General features: G+C 67.9%; 13 protein-coding genes. 8 read left to right on the top strand and 5 right to left on the bottom strand.

The features are described from left to right. The first annotated feature begins 106 nt into the window (after positions 1 to 106). The 8 genes from chvE (at position 107) to FHY06_RS09245 (ending at position 10,452) form a co-directional block, all read left to right on the top strand. Positions 107 to 1,177, top strand: coding sequence for a multiple monosaccharide ABC transporter substrate-binding protein (chvE, locus tag FHY06_RS09280; protein WP_019654541.1), 1,071 nt, complete (start codon positions 107 to 109; stop codon positions 1,175 to 1,177). Between the two features lie 38 nt (positions 1,178 to 1,215). After that, positions 1,216 to 2,745: a multiple monosaccharide ABC transporter ATP-binding protein gene (gene mmsA / locus FHY06_RS09275; protein WP_184605017.1), complete on the top strand. Its 1,530-nt coding sequence runs from the start codon at positions 1,216 to 1,218 to the stop codon at positions 2,743 to 2,745. Beyond that, entirely contained in the window at positions 2,732 to 3,949 is a 1,218-nt protein-coding gene (gene mmsB, locus FHY06_RS09270) for a multiple monosaccharide ABC transporter permease (protein ID WP_184604589.1), read from the top strand. Before mmsA ends, mmsB begins: the two co-directional genes overlap by 14 nt. Before the next feature lie 10 nt (positions 3,950 to 3,959). Continuing rightward, on the top strand, positions 3,960 to 5,480 hold the full coding sequence (locus FHY06_RS09265; RefSeq protein WP_184604587.1) for a sugar ABC transporter ATP-binding protein: 1,521 nt from the start codon (positions 3,960 to 3,962) through the stop codon (positions 5,478 to 5,480). Positions 5,481 to 5,646: 166 nt separating this feature from the next. After that, complete coding sequence (locus FHY06_RS09260; protein ID WP_184604585.1) at positions 5,647 to 6,696, top strand: ABC transporter permease; 1,050 nt, start codon at positions 5,647 to 5,649, stop codon at positions 6,694 to 6,696. Beyond that, positions 6,693 to 7,727 (top strand): galactofuranose ABC transporter, permease protein YjfF, encoded by a 1,035-nt coding sequence (yjfF, locus tag FHY06_RS09255; RefSeq protein ID WP_019654536.1) that lies wholly within the window; start codon positions 6,693 to 6,695, stop codon positions 7,725 to 7,727. Before FHY06_RS09260 ends, yjfF begins: the two co-directional genes overlap by 4 nt. Positions 7,728 to 7,769: 42 nt before the next feature. Then, on the top strand, positions 7,770 to 9,518 hold the full coding sequence (locus tag FHY06_RS09250) for an IlvD/Edd family dehydratase (RefSeq protein WP_126182605.1): 1,749 nt from the start codon (positions 7,770 to 7,772) through the stop codon (positions 9,516 to 9,518). Positions 9,519 to 9,534: 16 nt separating this feature from the next. Then, positions 9,535 to 10,452: a dihydrodipicolinate synthase family protein gene (locus FHY06_RS09245; protein ID WP_126182606.1), complete on the top strand. Its 918-nt coding sequence runs from the start codon at positions 9,535 to 9,537 to the stop codon at positions 10,450 to 10,452. A 79-nt stretch (positions 10,453 to 10,531) separates the two neighbouring features. On the opposite strand, the gene FHY06_RS09240 is transcribed toward FHY06_RS09245, so the two are convergent. The 5 genes from FHY06_RS09240 to FHY06_RS09220 all read right to left on the bottom strand — a co-directional run bounded on the left by FHY06_RS09240 (position 10,532) and on the right by FHY06_RS09220 (position 17,044). Next, positions 10,532 to 10,828 carry a hypothetical protein gene (locus FHY06_RS09240; protein WP_184604583.1) on the bottom strand — a complete coding sequence of 99 codons (297 nt, stop codon included), beginning with the start codon at positions 10,826 to 10,828 and terminating at the stop codon, positions 10,532 to 10,534. 137 nt (positions 10,829 to 10,965) lie between these two features. Next, a complete protein-coding gene (locus FHY06_RS09235; RefSeq protein ID WP_184604581.1) occupies positions 10,966 to 11,427 on the bottom strand; it encodes a hypothetical protein in 462 nt (153 codons plus the stop codon). A 98-nt stretch (positions 11,428 to 11,525) separates the two neighbouring features. Continuing rightward, the gene (locus FHY06_RS09230; protein ID WP_019654531.1) at positions 11,526 to 11,936 is read right to left on the bottom strand and encodes a hypothetical protein; all 411 of its coding nucleotides are present in this window, start codon (positions 11,934 to 11,936) and stop codon (positions 11,526 to 11,528) included. Between the two features lie 258 nt (positions 11,937 to 12,194). Then, positions 12,195 to 14,762 (bottom strand): cyanophycin synthetase, encoded by a 2,568-nt coding sequence (cphA, locus tag FHY06_RS09225; RefSeq protein WP_184604579.1) that lies wholly within the window; start codon positions 14,760 to 14,762, stop codon positions 12,195 to 12,197. 44 nt (positions 14,763 to 14,806) lie between these two features. Beyond that, positions 14,807 to 17,044 (bottom strand): cyanophycin synthetase, encoded by a 2,238-nt coding sequence (locus FHY06_RS09220; protein WP_240649907.1) that lies wholly within the window; start codon positions 17,042 to 17,044, stop codon positions 14,807 to 14,809. Positions 17,045 to 17,154: the final 110 nt, after the last annotated feature.

Here is a 17,154-nt window from a genome sequence, read left to right as displayed (position 1 = left end):
CGCTTCGCCAACCCCCTCGCCGGGGGCAACACCTGCGGCCCGGCGAAGCCGGTTCCGCGGTGTTCCTGGAAAAGATACAGCACCCATCGAAAAAAACGGATCGAACATGAAACGCAACTTCCTCAAGGCATCGCTCGCAGGCGTCGCACTGGCCATCGTCGGCTTCTCGCCGCTGGCCAGCGCGCAGGACAAGGGCCTGATCGCCATTTCCATGCCCACCAAGTCGTCGGCGCGATGGATCGCGGACGGCGCCAACATGGTCAAGTACTTCAAGGACAAGGGCTACAAGACCGACCTGCAGTACGCCGAAGACGACATCCCCAACCAGCTCGCGCAGATCGAGAACATGGTGACCAAGGGCTCGAAGGTGCTGGTCATCGCCGCCATCGACGGGACCACGCTGTCGGACGTGCTGCAGAAGGCGGCCGACAAGGGCGTGAAGGTCATCGCCTACGACCGGCTCATCAAGGGCTCGAAGAACGTCGACTACTACGCCACCTTCGACAACTTCCAGGTGGGTGTGCTGCAGGCGCAGTCGATCGAGAAGTCGCTCGACCTGAAGGGCGGCAAGGGTCCGTTCAACATCGAGCTCTTCGGCGGCTCGCCCGACGACAACAACGCCTTCTTCTTCTACAACGGTGCGATGTCGGTGCTCGACCCCTACATCAAGAGCGGCAAGCTGGTGGTGCGCAGCAAGCAGATGGGCATGGACAAGGTCGGCACGCTGCGCTGGGACGGCGCCGTGGCGCAGGCGCGCATGGACAACCTGCTGTCGGCCTTCTACACAAAGGACCGAGTCGATGCGGTGCTGTCTCCGTACGACGGGCTTTCGATCGGCATCCTGTCGTCGCTCAAGGGCGTGGGCTACGGCTCGGCCTCGCAGCCGATGCCGGTGGTCACGGGGCAGGACGCCGAGATTCCTTCGATCAAGTCGATCCTGCGCAAGGAGCAGACTTCCACCGTATTCAAGGACACGCGCGAACTGGCCAAGGTGACGGTGGCGATGGTGGACGCGATGCTCTCGGGCAAGACGCCCGAGGTGAACGACACCAAGACCTACAACAACGGCATCAAGGTCGTGCCCTCGTACCTGCTCAAGCCCGTGAGCGTGGATGCGTCGAACTGGAAGCAGGTGCTGGTCGACAGCGGCTACTACAAGGAAAGCCAGATCAAGTGAGCGTGCACGGTCGCACTGCCGATGCCGCCATCCTGGAGATGCGCGGCATCACGAAGACGTTTCCCGGCGTGAAGGCGCTGAGCAACGTCAACCTCAGCGTGCGCGCGGGGGAGATCCACGCGGTGGTCGGGGAGAACGGCGCGGGCAAGTCGACGCTCATGAAGGTATTGAGCGGCGTCTACCCGTGCGACTCCTACACCGGCGAGATCTTCTTCGAGGGCGAGGAGCGCCGCTTCAGGGGCATCGCCGACAGCGAGAAGCTCGGCATCATCATCATCCACCAGGAGCTGGCGCTGGTGCCGCTGCTGTCCATCGCCGAGAACATCTTCCTCGGCAACGAGCTTGCCAACGGCGCCGGCGTGATCGACTGGTTCGCCGCCTATGCGAAGACGCGCGATCTGCTCGCCAAGGTGGGCCTGAAGGAGCTGCCCACCACGCTGGTGACCGACCTGGGCGTGGGCAAGCAGCAGCTCGTCGAGATCGCGAAGGCGCTGGCCAAGGAGGTGAAGCTGCTGATCCTCGACGAGCCCACCGCCAGCCTCAACGAGAACGACAGCGACGCGCTGCTGATGCTGCTGCTGGAGCTCAAGCGCCAGGGCATCGCGTCGATCCTCATCTCGCACAAGCTCAACGAGATTGCCAAGGTGGCCGACGCCATCACCGTGCTGCGCGACGGCGCGACCGTGGAGACCATGGACTGCAGTGGCCAGCCGATCAGCGAGGACCGCATCATCCGCGGCATGGTGGGACGCGACATGGCGCACCGCTATCCGCAGCGCGACCCGAAGATCGGCAGCACCGTGTTCGAGGTGCGCGACTGGCGCGTGCACCACGCGCTGCACGCCGACCGCGAGCAGATCAAGGGCGTGAGCCTGAACGTGCGCCAGGGCGAGATCGTCGGCATCGCGGGCCTCATGGGCGCGGGCCGAACCGAGCTGGCGATGAGCATCTTCGGCCGCTCCTACGGCCAGCGCATCAGCGGCTCTGTGTTCATGCACGGCAAGCCGGTGGACGTGAGCACGGTGCGCAAGGCCATCGACCATGGCATCGCCTACGTCACCGAAGACCGCAAGGGCCTCGGGCTGGTGCTGGAGGAAGACATCCGCAAGAACATCAGCCTCGCGAACCTCGATGCGATCGCCGACAGATCGGTGATCGACCACGGGCGCGAGTTCAAGGTGGCCAACGAGTACCGCAAGGCGCTCAACATCCGCTGCTCGGGCATCGAGCAGCTGGTGGTCAACCTCTCGGGCGGCAACCAGCAGAAGGTGGTGCTGAGCAAGTGGCTCTTCACGAAGCCCGAACTGCTGATCCTCGACGAGCCCACGCGCGGCATCGACGTGGGCGCCAAGTACGAGATCTACACCATCATCGACAGGCTTGCCAGCGAGGGCAAGGGCATTCTCATGATTTCTTCCGAACTGCCGGAGTTGCTCGGCATGTGCGACCGCATCTACGTGATGAACGAGGGGCGCTTCGTCGCCGAGTTTCCGGCTGCAGAAGCCTCGCAGGAGCGCATCATGCATGCCATCGTGAGTTCAGGGAGTTCCGTCCATGTCGCATCCTGAAGTCAACGTGGCGAAGCCGGCAGTGCCGGCGCAGGAAGGGGCTGCGGTGCGGCTGCACGCGGGGTTCCTGAAGAACAACCTGCGCGAGTACGGCATGCTGATCTCGCTGGTCGCGATCATGGTGCTGTTCCAGGTGCTGACCGACGGCACGCTGCTGCGGCCGCTCAACCTCACCAACCTGCTGCTGCAGAACAGCTACGTGGTCATCATGGCGCTGGGCATGCTGCTGGTGATCGTGGCGGGGCACATCGACCTGTCGGTGGGCTCGGTGTGCGGCTTCATCGGCGCGCTGGCCGCGGTGCTGATGGTGGAGTACGACTGGCATTTCGTGCCGACGGCGCTGGTGAGCATCCTCGCGGGCGCGGTCATCGGCGCGGCGCAGGGCTGGTTCGTGGCCTTCCGCAAGATCCCGTCGTTCATCGTCACGCTCGCGGGCATGCTGGTGTTCAAGGGGCTGACGCTGGCGCTGCTGGCGGGGCAGTCGGTGGGGCCGTTCCCGGTGGAATTCCAGCGGCTGAGCTCGGGCTTCATTCCCGACCCGCTGGGCGGCGACACCTTCCGCACCACCTCGCTGATCGTGGGCGCGCTGGCCGCCGTGGCGCTGGTGTTCTTCAAGATGCGCGGGCGCGCCAAGCTGGCGGCGCACGGCATGGAGCAGGAGCCCTACGCCTTCTTCCTGGTGAAGAACCTGTTCTTCGCGGCCATCATCCTGTTCTTCAGCTACCTGCTGTCGACCTACAAGGGCCTGCCCAACGTGCTGATCGTGATGGCGGTGCTTATCGTGGTGTACGACTTCGTCACCAACCGCACCACCGTCGGCCGGCGCATCTACGCGCTGGGCGGCAACGAGAAGGCGGCGCGCCTGTCTGGCGTGAAGACGCAGCGGCTCGCGTTCCTCACCTTCGTGAACATGGGTGCTCTCGCGGCGCTGGCGGGCCTCGTGTTCGCGGCGCGGCTCAACACCGCCACGCCCAAGGCCGGCCTGGGCTTCGAGCTCGACGTGATCGCGGCCTGCTTCATCGGCGGCGCCTCCGCTTCGGGCGGGGTGGGCAAGGTGATGGGGGCGGTGATCGGCGCCTTCATCATGGGCGTGATGAACAACGGCATGTCGATCCTGGGCATCGGCATCGACTACCAGCAGGTCATCAAGGGACTGGTGCTGCTGGCCGCGGTGTTCATCGACGTCTACAACAAGAACAAGTGAAGCACGGCACATGGCAGACGCAAGCGCCAGCCCCGTTCTCCAGCTCAGGGGCATCCACAAGCAGTTCGGCGGCATCCCGGTGCTGCGCGACGTCCGGCTCGATCTTTATCCGGGCGAGATCCACGCGCTCATGGGGCAGAACGGCGCGGGCAAGTCGACGCTGATCAAGGTGCTCACGGGCGTGCTGCCGTCCAGCGGCGGCGAGATGCTGCTCGAAGGCAAGCCGATCCGCGCGCATTCGCCGCTGGAGGCGCAGAAGCTGGGCATCAGCACCGTCTACCAGGAAGTGAACCTGTGCCCGAACCTTTCGGTGGCGGAGAACGTGTTCGCCGGGCGCTATCCGCGCAAGGGCGCGGCGCAGGGCTTCCGCATCGACTGGGCCGCGGTGAACCGGCGCGCCGAGGAGCTGCTGGCGCGCATCGGGCTCGACATCGACGTGACCCGGCTGCTGTCGAGCTACTCGGTGGCGGTGCAGCAGATGGTGGCCATCGCGCGGGCGCTGGGCGTGTCGTCGAAGGTGCTGATCCTCGACGAGCCTACTTCCAGCCTCGACGACGACGAGGTCGAGAAGCTCTTCGACGTGCTGCGGCGGCTGCGCGCCGAGGGGTTGGCCATCGTCTTCGTGACGCACTTCCTCAACCAGATGTACGCGGTGTCGGACCGCATCACCGTGCTGCGCAACGGCGCATGGATCGGCGAGTGGAAGGCGGCCGATCTCGGGCCGCAGGCGCTGATCGCCGCGATGCTCGGGCGCGAGCTCGCTGCGCAGTCGGCGAGGCCGGCCGCGCTGCCTTCGTTCGACGAGGCCGCCCCCGCGCTGCTCCAGATCGAGGGCCTGGGGCAGGCGGGCCAGCTGCAGGCGACCGACCTGCGCGTGCGCGCGGGCGAGGTCGTCGGCATCGCGGGACTGCTCGGCGCCGGCCGCACCGAGCTCGCACGGCTGCTGTTCGGGCTGGAGACGCCGGACCGCGGCGTGCTCAAGGTCGACGGCCGCAGCCTCAGCTTCTCGAACCCGGCCGATGCGATCCGCGAAGGGCTGGCACTGTGCCCCGAGGAGCGCAAGACGGACGGCATCGTCGCCGAGCTGTCGGTGCGCGAGAACATCGCGCTGGCGCTGCAGGCACGGCTGGGCACGAGGCGCTTTCTCTCGCATGCGGAGCAGACGGCGATGGCGGAGAAGTTCGTCGCGTCGCTCGGCATCAAGACCGCGAGCGTCGAGACGCCGATCGGGCTGCTCTCTGGCGGCAACCAGCAGAAGGCCGTGATCGCGCGCTGGCTCGCGACCGAGCCGCGCCTGCTGATCCTCGACGAGCCCACGCGGGGCATCGACGTGGCGGCCAAGCAGGAGATCATGGAAGAGATCCTGCGGCTGGCGAAGGCCGGCATGGCGGTGATCTTCATTTCCTCGGAGATGAGCGAGGTGGTGCGCGTGGCGCATCGCATCGTGGTGCTGCGCGACAGGAAGAAGGTGGGCGAGCTGCCGGGCGGCTCGACCGAGGATGAGGTGTACGAAATGATTGCGGCGACGTGATGGCGACCCTGTTTTCGTGTTGTCCCCTCTCCCGCTTGCGGGAGAGGGCTAGGGTGAGGGCATCGGCTTTCGAAAAGCAAGGTACTCCGGTTCAGGCCACACCCTCACCCCAACCCTCTCCCGCAAGCGGGAGAGGGGGCAAGACCGCCTCGGTGGAGCAACTCTCATGACCAACGCCGAAGACAATCGCCTGGCGGCTGCGATGCGCCATCGCCTCGCGTGGCCACTCGTCACGCTGCTGCTCCTGCTGGCGGTGAACACCGCCTTCAACGCCAGCTTCCTGCACCTCGAATGGCGCGAAGGCCATCTCTACGGCAGCCTCGTCGACATCCTCAACCGCGCCGCGCCGCTGGTGCTGGTGTCGCTCGGCATGACCCTGGTGATCGCCACCCGCGGCATCGACATCTCGGTGGGCGCCGTGGTGGCCATCGCGGCGGCGCTCGCGGCCTGGATGATCGGCGGCTCGGTTTCCAGCGACACGAGCCGCTTTCCGATGCCGCTCGCGATCCTCGCGGCCATCGGCATCGCGCTGGTGTGCGGGCTGTGGAACGGCCTGCTGGTGGCGAAGGTGGGCATGCAGCCCATCATCGCGACGCTGATCCTGATGGTGGCGGGGCGCGGCATCGCGCAGCTGATCGCCGACGGGCAGATCATCACCATCTACTACAAGCCCTTCTTCTTCCTCGGCAGCGGCTACCTGCTGGGGCTGCCGTTCTCGCTGTTCATCGTGGCGGCCGTGTTCGTGCTGCTGTACCTGGCCATCACGCGCACGGCGCTGGGGCTCTTCATCCAGGCGGTGGGCATCAACCCGACGGCGGCGCGCGTGGCGGGCGTGCAGGCACGGCGGCTGATCGTCGGCGCCTATGCGTTCTGCGGCGCCTGCGCGGGCGTGGCGGGCTTGCTCATCAGCTCCAACGTCAAGAGCGCGGACGGCAACAACGCGGGCCAGCTCATCGAGCTCGACGCGATCCTGGCGGTGACGCTGGGCGGCACCGCGCTCACCGGCGGACGCTTCAGCCTCGTGGGCAGCGTGATCGGCGCGCTCATCATCCAGACGCTGACCTACGCGATCTACTCGCTGGGCGTGCCGCCGGAGATCAACCTGGTGGTGAAGGCGGGCGTGGTGTTCGTGGTAATGCTGCTGCAGTCGCCGGAGTTCAGGTCGCAGGTGCGCACGCTGGTGCAGCGGCCGGCGCATGAAGGAGCGAAGGCATGAGCGCGGTGATCGAGACTGCACGCCCGGCCCAGCCCGCTTCCGCAGACGGAAGGCGCGGCAGAGGGAGCAGGGGGCTCAATCCGAAATACCTGCCGCTGGCGGCGACCATCTCGCTGTTCGTGCTGGTGGCGACGCTGGGCTCGGTGTTCTACGACGGCTTCTTCTCGGCGCAGGTGTTCCTCAACCTGCTGATCGACAACGCCTTCCTCATCGTCGTGGCGGTGGGCATGACCTTCGTGATCCTCTCGGGCGGCATCGACCTCTCGGTGGGCTCGGTGATCGCGCTCACCACCATGGTGTCGGCCTCCCTGGTGGAGAAGCACGGCTGGAGCCCGGCCATCGTGATTCCGCTGGTGCTCGTCATGGGCACGGCATTCGGCGCCTTCATGGGGGTGCTCATCGAACGCTTCAGGCTGCAGCCCTTCATCGTCACGCTGGCGGGCATGTTCCTGGCGCGGGGGCTTTGCTACCTCATCAGCATCGACTCGATCAGCATCACCAACGAGTTCTACTCCGAGGTCTCGCAGATCCGCATTCCGGTGTGGGGCGAGGCCTCGGTGTCGATCAGCGCGGTGATCGCCATCGCGGTGCTGCTGGCGGCGATCTTTCTTGCGCACTGCACCCCGTTCGGGCGTGCGGTGTATGCCATCGGCGGCAGCGAGCAGTCGGCCGTGCTGATGGGGCTGCCGGTGCGCCGCACCCTGATCGGCGTGTACACGCTCTCGGGCTTCTGCTCGGCGCTGGCGGGCGTGATCTTCACCTTCTACATGCTCTCGGGCTACGGCCTGCATGCGGTCGGGCTGGAGCTCGACGCGATCGCGGCGGTGGTGATCGGCGGCACGCTGCTGACCGGCGGCGTGGGCTACGTGGCGGGCACGCTCTTCGGCGTGCTGATGCTGGGCATCATCCAGACGCTCATCTCCTTCGACGGCACGCTGAGCTCGTGGTGGACGCGCATCGTCGTCGGCGCGCTGCTGTTCGTGTTCTGCCTGCTGCAGCGCTTCTTCACATCGCGCGCACCGCGGCGCTGACCTCCTTTTTTCTCCCCTCTCTCTCCCCTCAGGACAACTCGCATGCCGGACACCCCTCCGAAGAAACTGCGCTCGACCGAATGGTTCGGCTCGGCCGACAAGAACGGCTTCATGTACCGAAGCTGGATGAAGAACCAGGGCATCCCGGACCATGAATTCGATGGCCGCCCGATCATCGGCATCTGCAACACCTGGTCGGAGCTCACGCCCTGCAACGCACACTTCCGCAAGATCGCCGAGCACGTGAAGCGCGGCATCTCGGAAGCCGGCGGCTTCCCGGTGGAGTTCCCTGTGTTCTCCAACGGCGAATCGAACCTGCGGCCCACCGCGATGCTCACGCGCAACCTCGCGAGCATGGATGTGGAAGAGGCCATCCGCGGCAACCCGGTCGATGCGGTGGTGCTGCTCACCGGCTGCGACAAGACCACACCCGCGCTCCTGATGGGCGCCGCAAGCTGCGACATCCCGGCCATCGTGGTCACCGGCGGGCCGATGCTCAACGGCAAGCTCGAGGGCAAGAACATCGGCTCCGGCACGGCCGTGTGGCAGCTGCACGAATCGCTGAAGGCGGGCGAGATCAACCTGCACCAGTTCCTCTCGGCCGAAGGCGGCATGTCGCGCTCGGCGGGCACCTGCAACACCATGGGCACGGCCTCGACCATGGCCTGCATGGCCGAGGCGCTGGGCGCCTCGCTGCCGCACAACGCGGCGATTCCCGCGGTCGATGCGCGCCGCTACGTGCTCGCGCAGATGTCGGGCATGCGCGCGGTGGAGATGGCGAAGGAGGGGCTCACGCTGTCGAAGATACTCACGCGCGAGGCCTTCGAGAACGCGATCCGCGTGAATGCGGCCATCGGCGGATCGACCAACGCGGTGATCCACCTGAAGGCGATCGCCGGGCGCATCGGCGTCGATCTGGAACTGGAGGACTGGACGCGCATCGGCAGCCACACGCCGACCATCGTCGACCTGATGCCCTCGGGCCGCTTCCTGATGGAGGAGTTCTATTACGCGGGCGGCCTGCCCGCGGTGCTGCGCCGCCTGGGCGAGGCCGGCCTGCTGCCGCACCCCGGCGCGCTCACGGTGAACGGCCAGTCGCTCTGGGACAACGTGCGCGATGCGCCCAGCCTCGACGACGAGGTGATCCGTCCGCTCGACAGGCCGCTGATCGCCGACGGCGGCATCCGCATCCTGCGCGGCAACCTGTCGCCCCGCGGCGCGGTGCTCAAGCCCTCGGCGGCCTCGCCGGAGCTGCTGAAGCACCGCGGCCGAGCGGTGGTGTTCGAGAACCTGGAGCACTACAAGGAGCGCATCGTCGACGAAGACCTCGACGTCGACGCGAGCTGCGTGCTGGTGCTCAAGAACTGCGGCCCCAAGGGCTACCCCGGCATGGCCGAGGTCGGCAACATGGGGCTGCCGCCGAAGCTGCTGCGCCAGGGCATCAAGGACATGGTGCGCATCTCCGACGCGCGCATGAGCGGCACGGCCTACGGCACCGTGGTGCTGCACGTCGCGCCCGAGGCGGCCGACGGCGGGCCGCTGGCGGCGGTGCGCGACGGCGACTGGATCGAGCTCGACTGCGATGCCGGCCGCCTGCACCTCGACATCAGCGACGAGGAGCTCGCTTCGCGCCTGGCTTCGCTCACCGCGTCCGACAAGCAGCCGATGAGCACGCGCGGCGGCGGCTACCAGAAGCTCTACGTCAACCACGTGCTGCAGGCAGACGAAGGCTGCGACTTCGACTTCCTGGTCGGCTGCCGCGGCGCGGCCGTTCCCCGTCATTCACACTGATCCATCCCCCGACACCATGACCCCCAGATACCGCGGCATCTTCCCGGTGGTGCCCACCACCTTCACCGAACAGGGCGCGCTCGATCTCGAAAGCCAGAAGCGCTGCGTCGACTTCATGATCGACGCGGGCTCCGACGGGCTGTGCATCCTGGCGAACTTCTCGGAGCAGTTCGTGCTGTCGGACGAGGAGCGCGAGGTGCTCACCCGCACCATCCTCGAACACGTGAAGGGCCGCGTGCCGGTGATCGTGACCACCACGCACTACAGCACCAAAGTCTGCGCCGAACGCAGCCGCCGCGCGCAGGACATGGGCGCCGCGATGCTGATGGTGATGCCGCCCTATCACGGCGCGACCTTCCGCGTGCCCGAACCGCAGATCTACGAGTTCTATGCGCGGCTGTCGGACGCGGTGGGCATCCCGATCATGATCCAGGACGCGCCGGCCAGCGGCACGGTGCTGTCGGCTCCGTTCCTTGCGCGCATGGCGAAGGAGATCGAGCAGGTGGCGTACTTCAAGATCGAGACGCCCGGTGCCGCGTCGAAGCTGCGGGAGCTGATCCGCCTCGGCGGCGATGCCATCGAAGGGCCGTGGGACGGCGAGGAAGCCATCACGCTGATGCCCGACCTCGATGCCGGTGCCACGGGATCGATGACGGGGGGAGGCTATCCGGACGGCATCCGACCGATCATCGAGGCGCACCGCGCCGGCGACCGCGACAAGGCCTTCGCGCTCTACCAGCAGTGGCTGCCGCTCATCAACTACGAGAACCGCCAGGCCGGTCTGCTGGCGTGCAAGTCGCTGATGAAGGAGGGCGGTGTGATCGCCTGCGAGGCGCCGCGGCATCCGCTGCCGGCCATGCACCCCGACACGCGCGCTGGCCTGATCGAGACCGCGAAGCGGCTCGATCCGTTGGTGCTGCGCTGGGGGAAGTAGCGAGGAAGAGAGGGGAGGAGCAGCGCGACGGCACGGCCGCGCTGCATGAAGAGAAACCGAAAGAGAGGGCGAAGGCCGCTCAGGCCTCGGCTTCGCTGGTGTTCGCGCCTTTGGCGCCTTTCGCGTTCTCTTCGAGTTCGCTGACCTGCAGCGACAGGTCGAACAGCTTGGACTTGCTGGCGTAGTAGCGGTCGAGGCGCCACTCCTTCAGGATGTCCATCGCAAGCTGAAAGCTCTTGTAGTCGAGCTCGTAGAGGGTGATGAGTTCGAAGCTTCGTTCGGACTCCAGGGCCAGCACGAGCTGGGCCAGGATCTTGGCCGATTCGTTGGCCGGGTCCGTTTCGATGAATCGGCGAGCGACCTTGATGGCATTCATGAAAAAGAGTTCCTTGGTGGGCAGGGACCGGGAACTATAGCTAGCACATCTCAGGCTTTTGTGACAGAAATATGACAGTAGGGGCATCGCCATCCCCGGGGAAATGGCGATGCCCCTCGCATGGAAAAGCTGTCAGGTCAGCGCATTGGAGCCGGCATCGGTCGGGGCATGGGCATCGGCCGCGGTTCCATCATGGGCGCTGGCGCGGGCATCACGGTGGTGGTGACCGACTCGCGGATCACGCCGCCGCCCATCACGCTGCCATCGACGCTGGCCGTGGTGTTGCCCATGCTGCCGAGCACGCGTGCCTCGCAGGCAGGGCGGTCGGCGGGCTGCTGAAGGGCGCAGCGCGCGAGCGCATTGGCGCGGTAGTCGGGTGCGCTGGTCAGACCGCCCTGTGCAGCGGCCTGGCGTGCGGCGCCGGCTTCGCGGATGCATGCTGCGCGGTCCTGCTGGTTGTGGCCGCAGACGGCGAGTTCCTGCTGGTAGGTGCTGTAAGACTCTCCGCGCTTGGGCGGCGCAGCCGAGGCGGCCACTGAGACTGTCAGTGCCCCGACGGCGAGCATGGTGAAGAGCATCGAACGCTTGTTGCTTTTCATGGATGACTCCTTGAGGTGAGCTGGTTGACCAGGGAGAAGTTGGACTGTGCGAAGCGGCCCGGGTTCACACGATCGACCCGGCCGCTTGTATCCACGTATCAACGCGCCGGGGCGGGTTGCGGCGGAAGCGGCGTCACGGTCTCGCGGATCACACCGCCGCCCATCACGCTGCCTTCGGTGGTGGTGCGCGGGCCGCCCTTGATGCGGGCCTCGCAGTCGGGCTGCTCGGCGGCGGGCAGTTCGCTGCAGCGAGCAAGTGAATTGACCTGTTCCCGGGCAGGGCTGGGGCTGGTGAGGCCGCCGCGCGAGGCTTCCTGGCGGGCCGCGCCGGCTTCGCGCAGGCATGCAGCGCGATCTTGCTGTACGCCGTCGCAGGTGGCTCGCTCCTTCTGCATGCGGGTTTCGGTGCCGGGCGCCTGTGCACCGGCCGTCTGCGCGCCGAAGACGATGAAGCCGCCGGCTGCGCAAATGGCCGTGGCGGAGAGAACGGAACGTAGGGTTTTTTTCATGCAGGCTCCTTGGTGGGCACGCCCTGCTAGAGGTGCGTGACAGGAGCCTCAGTGTGCTGCCGGCATGGGTTCGGAGTCTGTGGGACAGCCGCACGCCGCCCACCGAGCCGGACTCGCCCTTGCGTGTCGGACATGTCCGGCAGTGGACGGGCCTTCAAACAGGGCGTCGCGCAATCTGCCTTGCCGGGACGCAGACGCCGCCCCCGGGAGGGGGAAGGCGCGCGCGACACGAAGTGCGCGAAGCCTGGGGCGAGCTTCCTAGCCCGCCGCGATCCGCTGGGCCAGGTGGGCGAGTGCCTCCTCGACCTGGTCAACCAGGATCAGCGAGAGGTCGCCCGGCTGCAGGCGGGCCAGCGCGGCGTCGATGGCCACGAACTCGCCGCGGATCTCGTCGATGTAGCGCGTGCGGGCCGCGCCCTGCAGGCCCTGGCGCAGCAGCGCCATGACCTCGCCGTCGGCGCGGCCGCGCTGGGCCGCGTCCTGGTAGAGGATCACGTCGTCGAAGGCCTGCCCGAGGATGGCCGTCTGGTCGCGGATGTCGGAGTCGCGCCGGTCGCCCGCGCCGCTGATGACCACCGAGCGCTTGTTCGCCGGCATGGTGTCCACGGCCGACACCAGCGCGCGCATCGCGTCGGTGTTGTGGCCATAGTCGGCGATCACGGTCGCGCCGCGGTAGTCCATGACGTTGAAGCGCCCGGGCACGCCGGCCGCGTCGTTCATGAAGCTCGCGAGGCCGCTGCGGATGGTGTCCCAGTCGAGGCCCACGCCCCAGGCCGCGGCCACGGCGGCCATCACGTTGTCGACCTGGAAGCCGATGCTGCCGCCACGGGTGATCGGCACGTCGCGCAGCGGAATGCGTTCGCGCCACGAGCCTTCGGCGGCCACCAGCGTGTCCTGGTCGACGTACACGGTGCGCTTGCCCTGCGCGCGGTGTGTGGCCATCACAGGGTGCATGCGGTCGGCGGTGAAGAAGATCACGTTGCCGGGGCAGCCGGTGGCCATCGCGGCGACGTTGACGTCGGCCGCGTTGAGCACCGCGTAGCCGTCGGGCGCCACGTTGCGCACGATCACGCGCTTGAGCACCGCGAGGTCTTCCACGGTGGTGATGTAGTTCAGGCCGAGATGGTCGCCGCTGCCGATGTTGGTGACGACCGCCACCTGGCAGCGGTCGAAGCCCAGGCCCTCGCGCAGGATGCCGCCGCGCGCCACCTCGAACACGGCCGCGTCCACGTCGGGGTGCATCAGCACGTTGCGTGCGCTCTTGGGGCCGCTGCAGTCGCCGCTGTCGGTCTGCCGGCCGTCGACGTACACGCCGTCGGTGTTGGTCATGCCGGTGCGCAGGCCGCTCGATGCGAGCAGGTGGTTGATGAGGCGCGCGGTGGTGGTCTTGCCGTTGGTGCCGGTGACGGCCACCACGGGGATGCGGCCGTCGTCGCCGTGGGCGAAGAGCGTGTCCATCACCGCCTCGCCGACCGCGCGGCCGCGGCCGAACGACGGCGAGATGTGCATGCGAAGGCCGGGCGCGGCATTCACTTCCACCACGCCGCCATGCTGCTCCTCGAGCGGGCGCAGCACGTTCTCGCAGACCATGTCGACGCCGCAAATGTGCAGGCCGACCATCTGCGCCGCGTCGATCGCGCGCGCCGCGACTTCGGGGTGCACGGTGTCGGTCACGTCGGTGGCGGTGCCGCCGGTGGAGAGGTTGGCGTTGTTGCGCAGCACCACGCGCTGGCCGAGCGTGGGCACGCTGTCGGGCGTGAGGCCCTGCGATTCGAGCCGGCCGATGGCGATGTCGTCCAGGCGGATCTTGGTGAGCGAGGTGGCATGGCCCTCGCCGCGGCGCGGGTCGAGGTTCACCGTGTCGACCAGCTGGCGAACGGTGGAGCTGCCGTCGCCGATCACCTGCGGCGGATCGCGGCGTGCGGCGGCCACGAGGCGGTCGCCCACCACCAGCAGGCGGAAGTCGAAGCCCGGCAGGAACTTCTCGACCATCACCTCGCCGTAGACGGCGGCCGATTCGTAGGCCGCGAACAGCTCCTCGCGCGAGTTGATGTTGACCGTCACGCCCTTGCCCTGGTTGCCGTCCTGCGGCTTCACCACGACCGGCAGGCCGATCTCGTTGGCGGCGGCCCAGCCGTCTTCGGCGCTGCTCACGGGGCGGCCCAGCGGCACCGGCACGCCGGCGGCGTTGAGCAGCTGCTTGGTCAGCTCCTTGTCCTGCGCGATCGATTCGGCCACACCGCTGGTGCTGTCGACCTCGGCAGCCTGGATGCGGCGCTGCTTCGAACCCCAGCCGAACTGCACCAGGCTGCCGCGCGTTAGGCGGCGGAACGGAATGCCGCGCGCAACCGCCGCGTCGACGATGGAGCCGGTGCTCGGGCCCAGGCGCTCGGATTCGTCGAGGTCGCGCAGCTCTGCGATGGCGGCTTCGGCGTCGAAGGGCGTGTCGTTCTGGGCGGCGACGATCAGCTCCTCGGCCAGCTCGGCGGCGCGGCGGCCCACGGCCTCCTCGGTGTACTGGAACACGACCTGGTAGACGCCTTCTTCCACGGTGGGAGAGGTGTGGCCGAAGTTGACCGCGCAGCCGGCCTGGGCCTGCAGCGCGACGGCGGCGTTCTCCAGCACGTGGGCGAGCGCCAGCGGCTGGCCCAGCACCATCGGGTGCAGTTCGCCGATGGTCGGGAAGCGTGCGCGCAGGCGGTCTTCGAAACCGCTCAGCTTGCTGATGGCGTTCTCGTCGCCGTGGCAGGCCACGACCGCCTCGATGGCGGTATGGCGGCTCCAGAGATTGGGCCCGCGAAGGGCTCGGGTGCGGGTGACTTTCATGGGCTGCGGGAGCTGCTGCTGTCTATCTGGCGAGGCGAAGAGCCTCAGGCGAATTGGGGTTGGAGGGGCTGGGTCTGCGAGAGCTGCAGCGAGGCCAGCGCAGCCTGCAGGTCGGCCTCGAAGGCTTCGACGCCGGCACCGATCAGGTTGAGCGGAATGCCCATGGCCCATGCCGCGGCCACGGCGGCCAGCAGGCTCTCGAGGCTCACGCCGGCATGCGTGGCGCGCCACACGGTCAGGCGGCCGAGGCCCGGCAGGAACGATTCGCTGCTGCCGTTGGCCAGCACCACGCGGTCCTGCCGTACGAGCACGGCCTTGCCGCCGGCGCTCTGGTGCGCGGAGAGCGCGGGGGCCTGCGCGTCGGCCGAATACAGAATGACTGCGCCGTCGCACAGCGGAGCCAGGCCGGCCACGCGCGGGTCGGCGGCATTGAGCACGGCCGTGCCTTCGGGCAGCACCACGTCGACCTGCGTGCGCAGCACCTTGACCATCTGGTCGCTCTCGGTGATGTCGTAGTCGGCCAGCGCTTCGCAGCCTTCGAGGTCGGTGACGATGCCGACTTCGCAGCGGTCGTAAGCGAGGCCGTCGCGCAGGATGGTCTCGGCGCCGTTCTCGATGACCACGGCCTGCACCGCGCGGTTCACCAGCAGGCGGTGGCCGGCTTCCCAGTTGGCGCTGTCGCGCGCGTCGACGCGGCGGCGTTCGAGGAACAGGCCGTCGCGGCAGGCCAGCCCGGTGTGGCGGCCGCCCAGGTTGATGAGCCAGGCCACCAGGCGCGCCAGCACGGCGGTGTCGCGCGAGCCGGCCACGCCGACCACGGGAATGCGCCCGGGTGCGTCGTTGGGGAACAGGTGGTCGCAGATCGCGCGGCCCACCGGGCGCGGCGAGCCGACGGCCGGCTTCAGGTGCATCAGCAGGCCGGGGCCGGCGTTGACTTCGACGATCGCGCCGCCCTGCGGGCCGAGGGGCCGCGAGATATCCTGCGCCACGAGGTCGATGCCGGCGATGTCCAGGCCGACCACGCGGGCTGCCAGCACGGCGGCGTGCGCCACCTCGGGATGGACCTGGTCGGTGCAGTCGTTGGCCATGTTGCCGTTGCGCTGGATCGTGACCACGCGGCCGGCCGCGGGCACGGCTTCGGCGTTCAGGTCCTGGCGCTTGAGTTCGAGCTGCAGCTTGGCGTCGGTGTCGATCAGGATCACGTCGAGCGGGAACTCTTCCTCGGCGCCGCGGCGCGGGTCGCTGTTGAGCTGCTTGTCGATGAGTTCGCGTACGCTGGACTTGCCGTCGCCGGTCACGGTGATGATCTCGCCGCGCGCGGCAGCCACCACCTCGCCGCCCACCACCAGCAGGCGGTGCTCGTGGCCGCGGATGAAGCGCTCGACCATCACGTCGCTGCCCTCGGGCTCGGCGACCGCGAAGGCGGCCATGACTTCCTCGCGGGTCGTCAGCTCGAGCGAGACGCCGCGGCCGTGGTTGGCGTCGGAAGGCTTCACGACCACGGGCAGGCCGATGTCCTCGGCGGCTTCCCAGGCCTCTTCGGCATCGGCGACCACCTGGCCTTCGGGCACGGGCACGCCGCAGCTCGCGAGCAGGGACTTGGTCAGCTCCTTGTCGCTGGCGATGGATTCGCCGATGGCGCTGGTGTAGTCGGTCTCGGCGGTCCAGATGCGCTGCTGGTTGGCGCCGTAGCCCAGCTGCACGAGGTTGCCGCTGTTCAGCCGCATGTGGGGAATGCCGCGGTCGGTGGCGGCGGCCACGATGGCGGCGGTGCTCGGGCCGAGGTAGCAGTCTTCGACCTTGCCCTTGACCGCATCGACCGCCTTCTGCACGTCGGCGGCGGTGAACGGGTCGTTGTTGATGGCCGCCATCAGCAGGCGGTGGCCCTCGGCCAGCGCCACGCGGGCGACCTGCTCGTCACGCGCGCGGAACACCATGCGGTAGACGCCGTGCTCCGAGGTGCTGCGGGTCTGGCCGAAGCCGGTCGGCATGCCCGCCAGGTTCAGCAGTTCGATGACGACGTGCTCCAGCACGTGCCCCGACCAGGTGCCTTCGGTCAGCCGCTGGATGAAGCCGCCGCGCTCGCCGACGCCGCAGTGGTGCTCGATGAGCGCCGGCAGCAGGGTCGTCAGGCGGTCGGTGAAGCCGTCGATCTTGTTGGAGGGGTAGTCTTCGAGCTGGCCCAGGTCGAGCCAGACTTCGAGCACGGGACGGTAGGTCCAGAGATTGGGTCCGCGCAAATAATTGATGCGCAGCAGTTGGATGTCGTCGAAACGGGTCATGCAAACGTTCGATGTGCTTTGGCCGAGCACCGCGGCGCCTTCAAGCGCGCCCATGGCGATCGGTCAGAATCGGCGCCCGACCTGGGGCGCCATGACGCGGTCCAAGAGGC

This window comes from Variovorax atrisoli (assembly GCF_014195185.1).
GTDB lineage: Bacteria > Pseudomonadota > Gammaproteobacteria > Burkholderiales > Burkholderiaceae_C > Variovorax > Variovorax atrisoli.
This window is presented reverse-complemented; position numbering and strand designations above follow the sequence as displayed.